14 protein-coding genes are annotated in these 17,648 nt (G+C 58.9%); 11 read left to right on the top strand and 3 right to left on the bottom strand.

The window, feature by feature from the left end:
• Window positions 1-5 precede the first annotated feature (5 nt).
• From Q9K02_RS13800 to Q9K02_RS13790, 3 genes are all read right to left on the bottom strand, one after another.
• The gene (locus Q9K02_RS13800; RefSeq protein WP_160673252.1) at window positions 6-1,217 is read right to left on the bottom strand and encodes an acyl-CoA dehydrogenase family protein; all 1,212 of its coding nucleotides are present in this window, start codon (window positions 1,215-1,217) and stop codon (window positions 6-8) included.
• A gap of 68 nt (window positions 1,218-1,285) precedes the next feature.
• Entirely contained in the window at window positions 1,286-1,612 is a 327-nt protein-coding gene (locus tag Q9K02_RS13795; protein ID WP_006834191.1) for a 2Fe-2S iron-sulfur cluster-binding protein, read from the bottom strand.
• Between the two features lie 28 nt (window positions 1,613-1,640).
• On the bottom strand, window positions 1,641-2,903 hold the full coding sequence (locus Q9K02_RS13790; RefSeq protein ID WP_160673249.1) for a cytochrome P450: 1,263 nt from the start codon (window positions 2,901-2,903) through the stop codon (window positions 1,641-1,643).
• Between the two features lie 201 nt (window positions 2,904-3,104).
• Between Q9K02_RS13790 and Q9K02_RS13785 the strand changes: the two genes are divergently transcribed.
• From Q9K02_RS13785 to Q9K02_RS13735, 11 genes are all read left to right on the top strand, one after another.
• Window positions 3,105-3,833 (top strand): FadR/GntR family transcriptional regulator, encoded by a 729-nt coding sequence (locus tag Q9K02_RS13785; RefSeq protein WP_011415894.1) that lies wholly within the window; start codon window positions 3,105-3,107, stop codon window positions 3,831-3,833.
• Between the two features lie 50 nt (window positions 3,834-3,883).
• Window positions 3,884-5,026 carry an NAD(P)H-dependent flavin oxidoreductase gene (locus Q9K02_RS13780; RefSeq protein ID WP_006834188.1) on the top strand — a complete coding sequence of 381 codons (1,143 nt, stop codon included), beginning with the start codon at window positions 3,884-3,886 and terminating at the stop codon, window positions 5,024-5,026.
• Window positions 5,027-5,106: 80 nt separating this feature from the next.
• The gene (locus Q9K02_RS13775; RefSeq protein WP_063511645.1) at window positions 5,107-5,799 is read left to right on the top strand and encodes a Coq4 family protein; all 693 of its coding nucleotides are present in this window, start codon (window positions 5,107-5,109) and stop codon (window positions 5,797-5,799) included.
• Entirely contained in the window at window positions 5,796-6,968 is a 1,173-nt protein-coding gene (locus tag Q9K02_RS13770; RefSeq protein ID WP_006834186.1) for a thiolase C-terminal domain-containing protein, read from the top strand. The genes Q9K02_RS13775 and Q9K02_RS13770 overlap by 4 nt, the downstream gene beginning before the upstream one ends.
• Entirely contained in the window at window positions 6,965-7,441 is a 477-nt protein-coding gene (locus Q9K02_RS13765; RefSeq protein ID WP_160673246.1) for a Zn-ribbon domain-containing OB-fold protein, read from the top strand. Before Q9K02_RS13770 ends, Q9K02_RS13765 begins: the two co-directional genes overlap by 4 nt.
• A gap of 6 nt (window positions 7,442-7,447) precedes the next feature.
• Window positions 7,448-8,698 (top strand): acyl-CoA dehydrogenase family protein, encoded by a 1,251-nt coding sequence (locus Q9K02_RS13760; RefSeq protein WP_011415898.1) that lies wholly within the window; start codon window positions 7,448-7,450, stop codon window positions 8,696-8,698.
• Entirely contained in the window at window positions 8,698-9,789 is a 1,092-nt protein-coding gene (locus tag Q9K02_RS13755) for an acyl-CoA dehydrogenase family protein (RefSeq protein ID WP_160673243.1), read from the top strand. The genes Q9K02_RS13760 and Q9K02_RS13755 overlap by 1 nt, the downstream gene beginning before the upstream one ends.
• 63 nt (window positions 9,790-9,852) lie before the next feature.
• Complete coding sequence (locus Q9K02_RS13750) at window positions 9,853-11,463, top strand: acyl-CoA synthetase (RefSeq protein WP_160673240.1); 1,611 nt, start codon at window positions 9,853-9,855, stop codon at window positions 11,461-11,463.
• Entirely contained in the window at window positions 11,460-13,097 is a 1,638-nt protein-coding gene (locus tag Q9K02_RS13745; RefSeq protein ID WP_305933405.1) for a flavin-containing monooxygenase, read from the top strand. The genes Q9K02_RS13750 and Q9K02_RS13745 overlap by 4 nt, the downstream gene beginning before the upstream one ends.
• The gene (locus Q9K02_RS13740; RefSeq protein WP_160673234.1) at window positions 13,094-14,065 is read left to right on the top strand and encodes an alpha/beta fold hydrolase; all 972 of its coding nucleotides are present in this window, start codon (window positions 13,094-13,096) and stop codon (window positions 14,063-14,065) included. The genes Q9K02_RS13745 and Q9K02_RS13740 overlap by 4 nt, the downstream gene beginning before the upstream one ends.
• Window positions 14,066-14,484: 419 nt before the next feature.
• Window positions 14,485-17,421, top strand: coding sequence for a TonB-dependent receptor (locus Q9K02_RS13735; protein WP_041685421.1), 2,937 nt, complete (start codon window positions 14,485-14,487; stop codon window positions 17,419-17,421).
• Window positions 17,422-17,648: the final 227 nt, after the last annotated feature.

The raw sequence follows: 17,648 nt of genomic DNA, 5'->3' as shown, positions 1-17,648 counted from the left end.
CTCTCTTACTGGTGGTCGAGCATGCCGAGCACGCGCTTGGCGATGATGTTGTTCTGGATTTCGGTCGAGCCGCCATAGATGGTGGTCGCCTTGCCGAAGAGCCACGCGCGCACGGCCCCGAGCTCGCCGTCCGAAAAGCCGTCGCCTTCCCAGCCGAGGCCCTGCAACCCGCGGATTTCGATCAGCAATTCGCTGCGTTCCTGGCTCAGCTTGGTGCCGAGCTTCTTGAGCACAGAGCTGATTTCGGAGACGCCGCCAGCTGCCTTGCTCTCTTCCATCGCGCGGCGCGCGGTGAGCAGGAAGCTGTTCCAGCGGATTTCGAAATCGGCGATCTTGTCGCGCAGCACCGCATCGGCGAGTTCGCCGTCGGCGCCCGTCGACTGGTACTTCTTGGCGATATTGCCAAGGCTCTGGCCCATGAGTCGGGCGAGGCTGCCGCCGCCCGAGATGTTGGTGCGTTCGTGCTGCAGAAGGCGCTTGCCGATGGTCCAGCCCTGGCCTTCCTCGCCGACGAGATTGTCCTTGGGCACCTTCACATCGGTGAAGAAGGTTTCGCAGAACGGGCTCGTGCCGCTGATCATGGTGATCGGGCGGACTTCGACGCCGGGCGTGTCCATGTCGATCAGCATGAAGCTGATGCCCTTGTGCTTGTCGCTCTTGTCGGTTCGTACAATTGCAAAGCACTTGTCGGCCCATTGGCCGCCGCTGGTCCAGGTCTTCTGGCCGTTGACAAGGTAGTGGTCCCCCTTGTCCTCGGCAAAGGTCTGGAGGTTCGCGAGGTCAGAGCCGGCATTGGGTTCCGAATAGCCCTGGCACCAGCGGATTTCGCCGCGGCAGATCGAGGGGATGTGTTCCTTTTTCTGCGCCTCGTTCCCGTATTCGAGCAGCGTCGGCCCGAACATCATGACGCCCATGCCGCCGATCGGGTTGTAGGCACCCGCCTTGGCGAATTCCTGGTCGATGATCTTGGCCTGCGCCTTGGTGAGGCCGCCGCCGCCGTACTCCTTCGGCCAGGTGGGGGTGCCCCAGCCGCGCGCGCCCACGGCTTCGCGCCACTCGGTCTGCGCCGGCGTTTCGTTGGTGGGGCCGTCCACGCCGGCCAGTGCGTTGGACTGGCCCTTGAGTTCGGCGGGAAAATTGTCCGCCAGAAACTGCTGCACTTCCGCGCGGAAGGCGTCTTCGTCGGTCTGGGTTGCGGGCTCGATTTGTGTGGCCATGGGTGTTTTCTCGAAGAATCAAGGAAAGACAGATAAGAATGTAGGCTACGGGGACGAGGATCCCTCCGTCAGTATTGTTGTTCGGGTAGGTGAAGAACCAATCCATCCAGCATCGGCTTCATCGGAATCTGACAGGCAAGGCGACTGTATTCAGTGGTGCCTTCGGCGAACTGCAAGAGGTCGGCCTCCATTCCATCATGCATAAGCCGACCCACCTTGTCGATCCATTCGGGATCGACATGCACATGACAGGTCGCGCAAGCACATACCCCTCCGCAATCGCCATCGATACCCGGCACGTCATTGTATAGCGCCGCTTCCCTGGCTGTCTCGCCTTCTTCTATTTCGACCTCCCGTCGCTCACCATCGCTAGCCACGAACGTAATTTTGATCATCTTGAACTCCGCATTTCGATCTCGAGAGTCAGCGGGCGTGGAGCCGCACCGGCAGCCTGGTGATTCCGCGGACGAGGTTTGAAAAAAGACGCTCTGGTTCACCTGTAACCTCGACCCGGGAAAAGCGCTTGTGAATTTCTTCCCAGATGATCCGCAGCTGCAGTTCCGCGAGCCGGTTTCCCATGCAGCGGTGAATGCCATAGCCGAATGAGAGGTGATGGCGCGGATTTTTGCGGTCGATGATGAACTGGTCCGCGCGCTCGATAGCACTCTCGTCGCGGTTGCCTGACAGGTACCACATCACCACCTTGTCGCCCTTCTTGATCTGTTTGCCGCCGATCTCCCAATCTTCCAGCGCGGTGCGGCGCATATGAGTGAGGGGGGTCTGCCAACGGATGATTTCCGGAACCATTTTGCTAATGAGCGAAGGATCCGCGTCGAGTTTCGCGTACTCGTCCGGGCTTTGGTTCAAGGCGAGCACGCCGCCGCTGATGGAATTGCGTGTTGTGTCGTTTCCACCGACGATCAGCAGCATAAGATTGCCGAGAAACTCGAGGAACGGCATGTCGCGCGTGGCGGGAGAATGAGCCATCATCGAGATGAGGTCGTTCTTCGGCTCCTCGTTTATCCGTTCGTCCCACAGAGTCTTGAAATACATCGCGCAACCGATGAGTTCTTCGCGCCGCGCCTCGTAGGATTCGACGATCCCGGTTTCAGGTGCCGCAGTTGCTACATCGGACCAGCGCGTCAGCTTGCGCCGCTCCTCCCAAGGGAAATCAAACAAGGTTGCCAGCGTCATCGTCGTCAACTCGATCGCAACCTTATCCACCCAGTCGAAATCTTCGCCAATCGGGAGTTCATCGAGAATCTCTCCCGCGCGCTTGCGGATGATCGGCTCGAGCAGTTGCAGGTTGGACGGAGCCACTGCCGGAGTCACCGCCTTGCGCTGCTGATCGTGCTTGGGCGGGTCCATCGCTATGAACATTTCAAGTTCGAGCGCGCCTTCCACCGAATGCATGTCCTGGATTGCAATTCCGCCTAGCTTCGCTTCCGAAGAGAAGACCTTATGATTGGTGTCCACCGCCATGATGTCGTCGAACTTGGTAATGGACCAGTAAGGGCCGACATAGCTCTCGCGGCAGTAGTGGACAGGTTCTTCGGCGCGCAACCTGTCAAAAAATAGACCGATGGTATCGTTCTGAAACAGGCTTGGCCGGGCCACGTCGATTTCCTCGATCGGAATTGACGCGATCCTCGCCGCGGCATCCGGCTCGGCGATCTGGCTGTCCATAAGAACTATTCCTTCTACATCTCAGGCCTGATCGGCCTTCAGTCATCCTTAAGGGAGACATCTCGTGCAGTCAATAAATCGTATACTCTTTTAGTCCCTTGCAGACACCAATCCCATCGGATAGTGTGCCGATCCAGCGAAGGTTTGCTAATATCCTTATACTGTTTATTCGAGAGGTGCGGGTGTGCTGATGAGTGGCGGATGCCAGCGGTGAAGAAGGCCAAGCGTGCCCTTTCTCTTGCGCAAAGCATCGTGAGGGACATCGAGGCGGGTCGCCATAACCCGGGTGACAGGCTTCCGCGCGAGGATGAAATGCTCGCGCGTTACGAGGTTGCGCGCGCAACTTTGCGGGAGGCTTTGCGGTTCCTGGAATTGCAAGGGGTCATCCATCTCCAGCTCGGCCGTGGTGGAGGTCCCGTCGTAGCCCGTCCGCAGACCGGCGATTTTGCAAGCAGTTTGTCATTGATTCTGCATTTCATGGAAGCCGATTTGCGTGGTTTGCTTGAATTGCGCGAAGCAATTGCTCCCGATGTCGCAGGGTATGCAGCCCAGCGTGCAACTACCGCTGATCTCAGCGCGTTGGCAGGGTGTCTGGCGGAATTGAGGCATCATGAAGCCTCTGATCAATTCGAGGAACTTAATCGCAGATTTCACGACTTGTTGGGTTGGGCGAGCGGCAATCCGCTGTTCGGTTTGCTGACCTCTGCGATGCATCTGTTGACCCGCGAGTTTTCCCATTCGCTGGGATATTCGGCACAGGAACGGGCGGTGCAGATGAAGTTTCTGGTGCGGGTGCTCGAGGCAGTGCGGACTGGCGACAGCGCCGCGGCCCGTCAAGCAATGAGCCGGTTGGTGGCCGGCTCTGCCGTCTATCTTTCGGAGCGCAGTCCCGAGCTGGTCTCGCAGCGGGTGCGGTGGGGGCAGCTGTAGAATTTTCAATAGTTTGAGTGTGCGTTTAGGCAAGTGGCTGGAGAGGAAGAATGGCGTTGAAGAGCCGAATATGCGAAATGCTGGGGATCCGGTACCCGATCCTGCTTGCCGGGATGGGCGGAGCGAGCGTTCCGGCGCTGGCGGCTGCGGTTTCGAATGCCGGCGGGCTCGGGGTCCTGGGTGCCGCGGCGTGTTCGCCCGATCAGTTGCGTGACTGGATTCGCCAGACCCGGGAATTGACCGACAAACCTTTCGGTGTCGATACGCTGCTCCCCGCGTCGGTCAGGCGCGGCTCTGCCCCTCAAAGCGGTGCTGCACCCCAAAATCCCATGGATCTGATGGGTGAATATCAGCAGTTCGCGCGCGACTTCATGGATCGTGAAGAGCTTCCGGAGGTCGATGCTGCCGCCGCCATGCGGGCGGCGGGCGCGCCTGAAATGGGCAAGGGCGGCCCGCAGTTGTTCTCGAAGGAATTCTTTGAGGCGCAGATGGAAGTGGTGATCGAGGAAAAGGTGCCGGTTTATGCTGCCGGCCTTGGCAATCCTGAACCGTGGATGGATCGGCTCCATGCCAATGGCACCAAGGTCATGGCGGTGATCGGCAAGGTCAAGCACGCCGAACAGGTCGTCGGGTCGGGCATCGACATGATCGTCGCGCAAGGGCACGATGGCGGAGGTCACAACTCGCCGATCGGGACTATTTCCTTGATTCCCCAGGTGGTCGACGCCGTTGGCGATCGTGTTCCTGTCCTTGGGGCCGGCGGTATCTCGGATGGCCGGGGTGTTGCCGCTGCGATGATGCTGGGGGCAGAGGGCGCGTGGGTCGGCACGGCATTTCTCGCGACCGAGGAAGCGGGCATCGAGCGCTTCCAGAAAGAGGCGATCACCGAAAGCGGCGATGCCGATACGGTCGTTAGTCGATCGCTTACCGGCAAACCGGCGCGCATGATCCGTAACAAATGGGCCGACGCCTGGGTGCAGGCCGGAAAGGAGCCTCTGCCGATGCCCTATCAGTCGATGATCTCCGGCCCGGTCATGGCCTCCGGGATCAAGGCAGAGCGCAAGGATGTCATCCCCGGCTTCGCGGGGCAAGGCATCGGCCTGATCGATTCGATCCGGCCTGCCGCCGAAGTGATGCGCGACCTGGTCGATGGAGCCGAGAAGGCGTTGGCGTCCGCTGGCATCTACAAGTGAAGCGCAGGAGGCAAGAAGATGGCTTACGCCAAAGGTCATGAATTGCGCCGCCCCGTAGAGCCTCTCAGAGCGCTGGGGCAATGAGGCAGTTGATTGCCGACAAGGAGGATACGGCGCAGGTGTTCCGTATCGTCAAGGCATTGTCGGGCAATTCCTATTATCGGAATTTCAATCGCTTCATGAAGTCGAGCGATGGGCGGCGTATCGCTTCCGACCGGGCCGACCTACTTGAAACCTTGTGCGATCGCAAACGCCTTGCGACCTGTGCGTCTGGCACGCTTGGCCGAGCCTACCTCGATTTTGTTTACGGGGAGGGTCTGACAGCAGAAGGTCTGGCGGAAGCCAGCGAGGCCGGAGGTCTGGAGGACCTCGGCGACCCCGATGTTTCCCTCTATCGTCGGCGCCTTCGCGATTCGCATGACCTGTTTCATGTCGTCACCGGATACGGCAGGGACGCACTGGGCGAATTGTGCGTGCTGTCCTTCGGAAACGCGCAATTCTATAATCACGGGATCGCTTTCATCGTGGGCGTCGGCATTCCCAAGATGAAACTGGAAGCTGCCCAGTTGCCAGTGGCGCGCGCTGCATTTGAAGCGTGGCGCCGGGGCCGGGCTGCAGCCGATCTGACCACCTTCTACTGGGAAGAAAATCTCGATCGTCCGTTGGAGGATGTCCGCCGCGAGTTGCGACTGCGTCCGCCGGAGACCTATCAGAGGGTGCGCGCTCTTTCCGAACAGCTCGAACGCGATTACCAGGCGGTCAGGCAGGCATGAGCTTAAGCGACAAATCGGCCATCACCGGAGTGGGCGAAACCGCTTTCGTGAAAGGCACCGAGAAAACCGCGGTCGACATGATGCTGGAAGCATCGCGCAAAGCCATAGCAGATGCAGGGCTGAAGCCGTCGGATATCGACGGCATGGTTCCTCCGCCGATCTACACCACCTCGGAAGAGATGGCGGCTAACCTCGGTATCGAAGTTCTGCGCTATGCCTCTACGGTCCACATGGGCGGGGCGAGCCCTACCACGGCACTCCAGAACGCCGCGATGGCAATTGCCAGCGGCTTATGCGACCATGTGCTGGTGACGCTCGGGTGGAACGGTTATTCCGCCTTGCGGCCCAAGCCTGGCGCACCGCCGACGCGGCCGATGAACATGAACACCCTGACGAATACGATCCAAGGCTATTACATTCCGTATGGCGTGTTCCTGCCGGTGCAGATGTATGCCTGGCTCGCCACCCGGCACTCCCGAATTTACGATATCGGCCCGGAAGCGATGGCGGCCGTTGCACTGGCGTGCCGTCGCCATGCGCAGATGAATCCGCAGGCCTTCACTTATGGCCGGGAACTGGATGCCGAAACCTACCATTCCGCGCGCTGGATATCCGAACCCTTTCGCCTCTACGATTGCTGTCTGGAGACTGATGGGGCATGCGCAGTCGTGGTTTCGCGAATAGACCGCGCCAGGGACATGCCGCATGTTCCCGTGAGCATCGCCGGTGCGGCTGAAGGGCATCCTTACCCCGCCGACGATATCCCTTCGCGTCCCGACCCCTTCAAGATCGGCCTGAGCTACGCCGCGCCGCGCGCGTTCGAAATGGCGGGGGTCGATCGCGAAGACATGGATTTTCTGCAGATCTACGACTGCTTCACCTACGTGGTTCTCCTGCAGCTGGAGGCCCTGGGCTATTGCGAACCAGGTGGACAGGCAGAGTTCGTCGCGAATGGCCAGATCGAGCTGGGCGGGCGCTATCCCGTCAACACCCATGGCGGCCTGCTGAGCGAGGCCCATGTTTGGGGACTGAACCATGTCGTCGAGGCGGTGCGTCAGTTGCGCCACGATTGTGGGGAGCGGCAGGTCGAAGGCGCCCAGACCGGCCTGGTGACCGGCTGGGGCGATCTGGGTGACGGCAGTATAGCGATTTTGAGGAGGTTTGCGTGAGCGACGAGAAAGATCTGCCGCCCAAGATGCGCCCCTCGGCGCAGGCCGCACCAGCCAAGCCAAAGCCGCGCCCGCAGGATCCGGTGGAGCAGGAATTCTGGAACCGGTGCCAGGACGGCAACCTTTACTTCCAGCAGTGCGACGGATGCGGCAGCTTTCGGCATTTGCCGCGCTATATGTGCGCCCGATGCGGTTCTCCTGAATGGTCGTGGGAGCGTAGCACCGGCAATGGCACGCTGTTTTCCTGGACGGTGACCCATCAGGCACTGCATCCCGCCTTCGCCGGCGAGATTCCCTTCATCGCTGCGGTGGTGGAACTGGAGGAGGGAGTGCGCATGGCAACCCGGCTGGTCGATTGCGCGCTCGACGAGCTTGAGCTCGATCTGCCGGTCACGCTGGATTTCGAGCCGATCTCCGAAGATTTTCGCCTGCCAGTATTCCGACCCGTCTCGATCGCGCGCGCAGAAGGATAGACCAAGATGGATCTCGACTACGGACCCCAGTATGACGCGTTTCGCGAGGAAGTGCGCCAGTTCCTGCAAACCCACGGTCACCGCGCACCCGATGGCCAAGGCCGTGCCGCGCGCCCTTCCCCCGAAGCCGTCGAATGGCAAAAGCTGTTGATCCTGCATGGTTACACGGCGCGTACGATTCCCAAGGAATACGGCGGATACGGAGCCGAGCCGGACATCCTGAAATCGCGGATCATTGCCGAGGAATTTTCGCGCGCTGGCATCCCCGCAGGCCTTGCGAACCAGGGCATTTCCATGCTCGTTCCCACGCTGCTGGAACTCGGAACCGAAGCCCAGAAACGGCAATGGATCGAGCCGACCCTTAATGGCGAGATAGTCTGGTGTCAGGGATATTCGGAACCTGGAGCGGGATCGGACCTCGCCGCGCTCAAGACCAGCGCCCGCGTCGAAAATGGCGACTTTGTCATCAACGGACAGAAGATCTGGACCAGCACGGCCAAGCAGGCGGACATGATCTTTTGCCTTGTTCGGACCGAACCGGACGCGCCCAAGCACGGCGGCATCTCCTACTTGATCTTCTCGATGGACACACCAGGGATCGAGGTCCGACCACTCAAGACCATGACCGGTCATGCCGAGTTCAATGAAACGTTCTTTACCGACGTGCGGGTTCCCCTGGACCAGATCGTCGGGCAGCGCGGGCAGGGGTGGTACGTGGCCAATGCCACACTGGGCCATGAACGTGGCATGCTGGGCGACCCCGATGCACTGGAAAACCGGCTCCAGGCGCTGGTCAGGCTGATGCAAAAAGAACGCATCGGCCAGGGTTGCGCAATGGACAACGCCGTTCTGCGTGACCGGCTGGTTGCATTGCAAGCCGAAGTCGCGGCGATGAAATTCAACGGCATGCGCATCCTGTCGAACAGCCTTAGGGGGGATGCCGGCGGCATGGCGAAACTTGTCGTGAAGCTGCAGAGCTGTGAGCTCGCCCATCAGATTTCCGCGCTCGCGATCGACGCAATGGGCGAGATGGGCATACTTTATCACGGAAGCGAGCGCGAGCGCGAAGACGGTGCCTGGCAGTGGAACTACATGTTCCAGCTTGGTCTGATCATCGGTGGAGGCACCGCCCAGATCCAGAAGAACATCATCGCCGAACGCGGGCTGGAAATGCCGCGCGAACCCAAGTTCGCAACGCCTCCCGCGGCCGAACAGGCGACGGCCGTTGCAAGCGGGCAGAATAAGGGAGCCGCCTGATGGATTTCGGACTTTCGCAAGACCAGGAGATGCTCTGCGACGCGATCAGCCGCACTCTTGCTGATACTTGTCCGCTCGATCATGTGCGCGAATGCGCGGAGGGCTCGGTTCCCTTCAGCGACAACGTGCGTTCGGCGCTGGGCGAAATCGGCATTTGGGGAATGATGGTTCCCGAGCAACATGACGGGCTCGGGATGACAATGCTCGATGCCGCCGTTGTGGCCGAGCAGCTCGGCTATGCCGTCGCGCCGGTGCCTTTTATCGGTGCCCATGTACTGGCACCCCTTGCGCTGGCACAGGGCGGTAGCGAGGAGTTGAAGGCGCACTGGCTGCCGAGGATAGCGAAGGGCGAGGCGCAAATCGCCGTCGCGATCGCGGAAACGGTGGAGATCCGGGACCGGGCAGGCGTGGACTTCGACGGCGCAAAGCTCGACGGAACGGCTTTGTTCGCGCTCGACTTCCTGGAAGCCGACGCGTTTCTGGTAGCCGATACCGCCGGTCGTATGCACTTCGTAGCTGGCGATGCTGCGGGTCTGGAGAAGGTTGCTCTCAAAACGATCGACCGCACCCGGAGCGTAGGGGAGCTGCGGTTTTCTGGCGTAGCGGGCGAGGCTCTCGCGGACGATGGTGGGGCCACAGTCAGGCGCCTGCGGGACGCCGGCCGGGTGCTCCTGGCCGCCGATAGCCTCGGTGCGGGCCAGGCTATGATCGAAAAAGCGGTCGACTATGCCGGGCAGCGCGAACAGTTCGGACGAGTGATCGGCAGCTTCCAGGCGGTCAAGCATATGTGCGCGGAAATGGCTGCCCGCCATGAACCATCCCGTTCGCTGGTCTGGTATGCCGCCCATGCGTTCGATGCGACGCCCGACGAGGCTTCGCTGGTGGCATGCCATGCCAAATCACATACGGGCGAAGTCCACCGTTTTGTCGCCCGAACCTCAACCGAGGTGCATGGGGGGATGGGTTTTACCGATCTCCTAGGTCTGCATTTCTGGTTCAAGCGAATCGGTTTCGACCGCCAGGTTCTGGGAGGTCCCGAAGCGGTCCGGGCCGAAGCAGCGGCCTTGCAGGGGTGGACGCAGGTCGCATGAGACGATGAATTAGGCGCACGCTACCGACAAAATCGTGGCCACCAAGGAGAGAGGAATTAATACGTGATCGACTGGAACCTTGGCGACATCCTTGATGCAATCGAGCCTGCGGTCCCGGAAGATGCTCCGGCGCTGATTCACGGCGACCGGATCATTACCTGGCCCGAAATGTCGAAGCGTTCGAACAATTTGGCGCGCAATCTGCGCGCGCAAGGTGCAGGCGACGGGGCGAAGATAGCCTTCTACATGCGCAACCGTCCCGAATACGGGGAATTGATGGCCGCGTGCTTCAAGGGCCGCCTCACGCACGTGAACATCAATTATCGTTACCGTCCCGAGGAGGTTTTCTACATCTTCGACGATTCCGATAGCGAGGTAATTGTTTACAGTTCCGAGTTCCGCGACTGCATTCTTGAACTGAAGGAACGGTTGACCAAGGTTCATACATTTGTAGAAATCGGCGATGCTTCGCAGATCGCTTCCTTCGCGCTTCCTTACGAAAAACTTGTAGAAGGTAACGGCGCGCCTCTCGATATCGAGCGTTCCCCCGATGACCTGCTGTTCATATATACAGGCGGTACCACCGGCATGCCCAAGGGCGTGATGTGGCGACACGATGATATGCGCAAGGCTCAGCTCGACGCGCAAAAGCTGCTGGGTCCGGTTCCCCAGACCATGGAGGAAATGGTGGCCCTGGTGAAGCAGGGCGAGCTTGCGCGCATCACTTTGCCGGCGTGCCCGCTGATGCATGGAACCGGGTTCATTACTGCTATCGGCACGCTCATGTCGGGCGGGGCCATCGTCACGCTGTCCGATCCATCCTTCGACGCGGAAGAATTGTGGGATGCGGTGGACCAGCACAAGGTGCAGAGCATCGCCATTGTCGGTGACGCTTTTGCCAAACCCATGCTGCAGGCGCTGGACGCCCACCCGAAGCGCTGGGACACGAGCAGCCTGATTTCGATCATCTCGTCCGGCGTCATGTGGAGTAAACAGGTAAAGGCGGGCCTGTGCAAACATATCCCCCAGGTCATCCTCATGGACAGTTTTGGCGCTTCGGAAGGGCTGGGCTACGGCTTGTCGGTGACGACCGCACAGGGCGGCACCAACACCGCGAAATTCGGGATCGGGGAATTTTGCGACGTATTCGACGAGAACGACCGGAAGGTCGAGGCGGGGAGCGGCGTGCCCGGCTTTATTGCCCGCAAGGGCGCAATCCCCACAGGATACTACAAGGACCCGGAAAAGTCGGCCAAGACTTTCAGGACGATCGATGGCGTGCGTTACTCCATCCCGGGCGACTGGTGCCGGGTGGAATCCGATGGAAGCCTGACCTTGCTGGGCCGCGGCAGCGTCTGCATCAACACCGCAGGTGAAAAGGTTTACCCCGAGGAGGTGGAGGAAGTGCTCAAAACCCATCCCGCCATTGCCGACGCGCTTGTCGTCGGGGTGCCTGACGAAAAATGGGGCGAAGCGGTGACCGCTGTGGTGCATTTGACCCAGGATGCGGACTTCGACGCGCAAGCGATCAAGGATCACGTGCGCCAGCAACTGGCAGGTTACAAAACGCCCAAGGCGATTTGCCCAACGCAAACCGCCTTGCGCGCGTCAAACGGCAAGGCGGATTATACTACGGCTAAAGACATCGCGAAAGCGGGTGCCGGGGCCTCGTGAGCCATTCGCCCCTTCCTGACTATGATGTCGTAATCGTCGGGGCCGGGTTCAGCGGAATATACCTGCTTTACAAGCTGCGTCAGGCGGGGTTCGATGTTCTGCTGGTAGACGCAGCGGAGCAGCCGGGCGGAATCTGGTACTGGAACCGCTATCCGGGAGCACGGGTCGATTCCCAGGTTCCACTTTACGAATTTTCCATTGCGGAAGTATGGAAAAGCTGGACGTGGAGCGAACGATTTCCAGGCTGGGAAGAACTGCGCGCCTATTTCCTCCACGTCTGCGATACGCTCGACCTCTGGCCGGCAATGAGAATGAAAACACGGGTCGAAAGCGCGCCGTTCGATGAAGACACCGCCTGCTGGCGATTGAAGCTCGACGATGGCGGAAAAGTAAGCGCGCGTTTCCTCTTGCCGGCCCTGGGGTTCGCCTCGAAACCCTACATTCCCGATATCCCGGGCCTTAGCGATTTCGAAGGCGAATGGTGCCATACCGCCCGCTGGCCGCAGGAAGGCATCGACCTTTCCGGCCGCCGGATCGCCCTGATCGGCACGGGTGCCAGCGGCGTACAGGTGGCGCAGGAGGCGGCAAGCTGCGCGGAGCAGCTGACGCTTTTTCAGCGAACCCCGATTCTCGCCCTTCCCATGCGGCAGGAAAAACTGGACGCTGATCGTCAGCTTCGCGAAAAATCCGAATATCCCGCTGTCTTCCAGAAAAGGCTTACGACAAGTGGCGGTTTCGAATGCCAATCGCTGGACATTTCGGCCCTGGCTGTGACCGAGGAAGAGCGGACTACGCATTTCGAGGATTTGTGGCAGCGAGGAGGGTTGCGCTTCTGGTATCATAATTTCGCTGACATACTGACGAACGAGGACGCCAATCGCCACGCCTACGAGTTCTGGCGTGACAAGGTGCGCGAGCGGATCTGCGACCCGACCATTGCCGAGAAGCTCGCTCCCGATGAGCCGCCACATCCCTTCGGGACCAAGCGACCATCGCTCGAACAGAATTATTACGAGATCTTCGCACAAGACAATGTGACGCTGGTCGATCTGAACGACACCGCGATCACTCGCGTCACCGAGGCCGGGATAGAAACAGCCACTGGCATGATCCCGTGCGATCTCATTGTCTTCGCGACCGGCTTCGATGCCGGTCGTGGCGGGCTCATCGACATGAACATCACCGGCCGCGGTCGGCTGGCGCTGGCAGAAGCATGGAAGAGTGAGATCAAAGCCTATCTGGGCATGGCCGTCGCCCAATTTCCGAACATGCTGTTCGCCTACGGCCCGCTCAGCCCTTCAGGCTTTTCCAACGGTCCGACAAGCGCCGAAATCCAGGGTGACTGGATCTGCGATTTCCTGATCTGGCTGCGCAATAACAGGATCGGCCTTTTCGAAGCCGATGCGCTGGCCGAGCGAAGCTGGACCGATATGGTCGCCCAAGTAGGGTCGATGACGCTCTTCCCCAAGGCTGAATCGTGGTACATGAGAGCCAATATTCCCGGCAAACCCCGACAACTGATCAATTTCCCCAGCGTATCTGGTTACGCCGATCTATGCCACGATGTCGCACGGCACGATTATCGTGGTTTTATCAGGAATACACTATCCGGTATGGAGACTGCGCCGAAATGAATGAAATGAAACCAATCCACGACGGGTCAACAGATATTGATCCCGTATGGGCCGGCGACGGGGCGGATATACCCGAATGGTTCGCCTGGGCGCTGAGCGTGCCCCGTGAGGAAGGCTTCGTAGAGGTTGGTGGCGCGCGGGTGCATTATCTTCGCTGGGGCAGGCGTGACCGGCCCAAATTGCTCATGACTCACGGTTTTCTCGCCCATGCCCGCTGCTTTGCCTTCATCGCACCGTACCTTGCCGAAGACTACGACGTGGTGGCGTTCGATCTTGCCGGTATGGGCGATAGCGAGATGCGCGGCGTGGCCGATATAGCTGCGCGGGGAAAGGAATTTGTCGAGATCAGCGAAGCGCTCGATTTGTTTGCAGATGGAAGCAGACCGACGATCATCGCCCATAGTTTCGGCTCGGGTGCAGCGCTGACCGCCGTTTCCCAATCGCCGGATGCCTTCGCCGGCGTTATTGTCTGCGATCTCATGGTGATGCGGCCCGAAAAGCTGGAGAAATACTGGACCATGGGCAGATCGAGCCCCGGGTCGGGTAATCCTGACAAACCGGTGCGACGCTACCCCACCTACGAAGCGGCGCGCGAGAGGTATATCCTGTCGCCGCCGCAGGCAGTTGGTGAGCCGTTCCTGATGGATTACATGGCCTATCACTCTCTCCGCCGCGATGGCGAGGAGTGGACATGGAAGTTTTCTTCCGAAGTGTTCCGGCGCAGCAACAAGCCCGACGAATGGCTGACAGTAGGCCAGAGGCTGGTCGATGCGCCCGGGCGCAAAGCGATTGTGTACGGCGAGAAAAGTCAGCTCTTTGATCGCGATTCCGCCCGCTATATCCGGGAACTGGGAGGGGGAAAGATACCAATTGTTGCAGTGCCCGATGCACGCCATCATCTCATGCTGGATCAGCCGCTCGCGTTCGTCGCTGCGCTACGGGCGGTACTGGCCTTTTGGAGCCTCTGAGATCCCCCATACTAAGAGGCTGGTTCCTGGTCAGAGGCCAGCGAGATGGGGGCAAAGGGCGTCCATATTCATCTTGTACTATATCCGAACTATTGTCGCCGTCGGCACGGCGAACGCTTCGTTGGTCTCGATGCCAGCTGGGGCAAAAGCTTTATCGGGAGCAACTCGCTTAGCACGCCAACCATTGCTGATCTTTAGCAAACGTTCACTCCGCGTGCGATCTGGATCGTGGCCCATGGGGTCAAAAGATAAGGCGCTTTACTAATATCACGCGGATGTATATGCCCATGGACGGGGATTGGGCTATTTCTCTCCCTCTCCTCTCCACAGACTAAGGGGCGACCCTCGAGGTCGCCCCATTTTGCAGTAAGCGGCGGAGCCAATTATCGTCGCACTGAAGAGATGGGAAGGGATGCTATATGACACTGAGAGCGATGGTGCTCGCCACTTCGGCCATCTTGGCTTGGCCGCAGATGGCTTTAGCGCAGGATTCCACAACTGATGAGGCGGAACCCCAAGGATCCGTAATCATCGTGACGGCCCAACGCCAATCTCAAAGTCTGCAAGAGGTGCCGATCGCGGTCAGTGCCTTCGATGCTACGGCTCTCGAAAGCCAGCAGATCGAAAACGCTGCTGACCTTCAATTGACGCTCCCGAACGTCTCATTCTCGAAGGGCAACTTCACCGGGTCGTCCTTCACCATCCGTGGTATCGGCGATCTTTGTGTTGGTGTGACGTGTGACGCAGCGACGGCTATCCATATCAATGGTTCCCCTCTTTTTGGTACCCGGCTGTTCGAAACAGAATATTTTGACCTTGAGCGAATTGAGGTCCTACGGGGGCCGCAGGGCACCCTCTTCGGCCGCAACGCTACCTCGGGTGTTGTCAACCTTGTGACAGCCAAGCCTGACCTCGGTTCTTTCGGCGCGGCCGGAGAGTTCGAATATGGGAATTACAACAGCATCAAGGCCGAAGGGATGGTCAATGTCCCGATCGGCGATTCTATCGGCGTTCGGGTAGCCGGATTCTTTCTGAATCGCGACGGTTACACCACAAACCTTTTCGACAATTCGGATGTCGACGACCGAGACATGTACGCTGTTCGTGGTTCTCTTCGTTTTGAACCCGGTGCCGATACCACTCTCGACTTCATGGCATATTATTTCAGGGAAGATGACACCCGTTTACGTAATCAAAAGCAGGCCTGCCAGCGTGACCCGCTCGGCGTGCTGGGTTGTCTGAACAATCGCCGCGACTTTGACATCACCAATGCCAATTCCACAGTCGGCGCAACGCTCAGTTCGCAAGAGTTCTTCGCTATTCAGGGAATTCCCTCAGTACTGGGATTGGGAAGCCTGTACGGCCCCGATGCATTTGCAGGATTCGATAAGCCCGACGATGTGCGCACGGTAAACACGGCGTATACTCCATTCTATTTTGCCGATGAAGTGCAGCTACAGGCCCGTCTCGAGCAGCGCATCGGAGCTATGACACTGACTGCAACCGGTCTTTATCAGGACACCGAAGTCGATTCCCGGCAGGACTACTTTCTGGGCATTCAGGATCGTACCGGCTTTGCTACGGCCTTGAACGTGTTGTCCGGCTTCGCGGCCAACGGTTTGCCTACCGGCCTCCCCGCACCTGCACCGGCGTTCGTGCCAGGTTCGTCGGCGTATTTTACCCCGATTGTGGAGGCTCTCATCCCCAATGGCCCAGGGGGCGTATTGTGCACCTCCGATAACGATGATGGGAACAGGGGCGCGTTCGAAGGTAATGTATTGTGCGGCGAAACGCCGCTATCCTTCGACAGGTCTTCAGAGCAACGCGAATCCTGGAGCGGCGAAATACTCCTTTCCAGTGATTTCGACGGAGCATTCAATTTCCTGCTCGGAGGGATCTATGCAAAGTCCAAGACTACCGACAACAGTTACTATGTAAACTCATTCGCGCTTGACTACGCCAGTGCCATTCTGGGATCGTTTGGTACTTTGGCAGGCGGTGCACCGCCATCCTACTTCGCAACATCCATGTACCGCAACAATTCTCTCGAGGCTAATCTTGAGAGCTTCGGTGTGTTCGGGGAGATCTACGTCGACCTGACCGAGCGTCTGACCTTCACCGGAGGTTTGCGGTATAACGACGACAAGAAAGACGTGACTGCGCGCACGACCTTGATTAGCTTCCTCAATCCTTACGCGAATGACGGGGAGCCGTTCGACAGCCCGATCACTCCCTTAACCGGTCCCTCTGGTCTTTTTGATGCCGATCCTGGTACGCCAGGTGAGCAGCTCACGCAATTTAGAGAAGTAGGTTTCGATGAAATAACCGGGCGTGCGGTGCTCGACTACGAAGTTACGCCTGACAATTCGATTTACGCATCTTATGCTAGGGGCTATAAATCCGGGGGTATCAACCCGCCCCTTTCGCCCGTTTTCGATGTGGCTGAAAGCTTCGGATCAGAAACCATCGACGCATTTGAAATCGGATCGAAAAATACCTTTGCGAATGGCGCACTGCAATTAAACGCTACTGCATTCTACTATAAGTATAGCGGGTTGCAGCTTAGCCGCATCGTCGCCCGTACCTCAGTTAATGATACTATCGATGCCGATATCTGGGGTGTGGAACTAGAGTCCGTTATCCGGCCCGATCCCGATTGGCTTGTCAACTTGACGTTCAGTTATCTCAACGCGGAAGTTGCCGGCGACCAGTTCTTCTCCAATCCGCGCGACCCGGGTGGCGGCGATCCTGATGCCGTCATCATCAAGGATATCAGCAACGGTGCTAATTGTGCCGTAACCGGGCCAGCCCCCGGCGTGGCCGACGCATTCGTCGCCGGAGTGAACGCAGCTCTGGGTCTTCGTGGTCCCGAAGAATTTCCTAATGACGGCAATCTTGCGTCAAGCGGCGCATTCAGCATTTGCGATGTCTTGGCCGGAGCCGTTCCGGCGGGCAGCGGCCTTGCGGTATTAAGCCCTGGCGTAGAGGTCAACATAAAAGGGAACAAGTTGCCGCAGGCCCCCGAAATGAAGGTTTCGATGGGTGTGCAGTACACCGCCACTTTCGACAATGGCATGACTCTGGTCCCTCGCGTGGACGTAGCGCTGACTGGTGAGCAATACGGCAATATCTTTAACGGCAGGGTCAACCGGATCGAGCCATTCGTGCAAGCCAACGCGATCGTGCAGTTGAACAGTGCGGATGAGCGTTGGTTCGTGCGCGGATTTGTTCAGAACATTTTCGACAGCAGCTCGGTGACAGGATTGTACTTGACCGACGCATCCTCGGGGAATTTTACCAATATCTACACTTTGGATCCTCGTAGATATGGTGTTGCTTTGGGGTTCAGTTTCTAACAGGTCCAGATCGTGTTGGCGGGGAGATCGGTGGTCCTCCCAACGACCCGAACGGACAGTGCCAGCTAGTTCGTATTTCGACCCATGACTTTATAGCTTTTCCAGAGCGGCGTAATGCTCGATGACCGCCTCGTAAGCCTACCGACGAGGCGGTCATCGAACCGGCCAAATGCGAGCTGCACTCGAAATGCCTGTACGATCGCTCGTTGATGTCGCTACGAGATGCT

The organism is Qipengyuania profundimaris (genome assembly GCF_030717945.1).
Classification (GTDB): Bacteria; Pseudomonadota; Alphaproteobacteria; order Sphingomonadales; family Sphingomonadaceae; genus Qipengyuania; species Qipengyuania profundimaris.
This window is presented reverse-complemented; position numbering and strand designations above follow the sequence as displayed.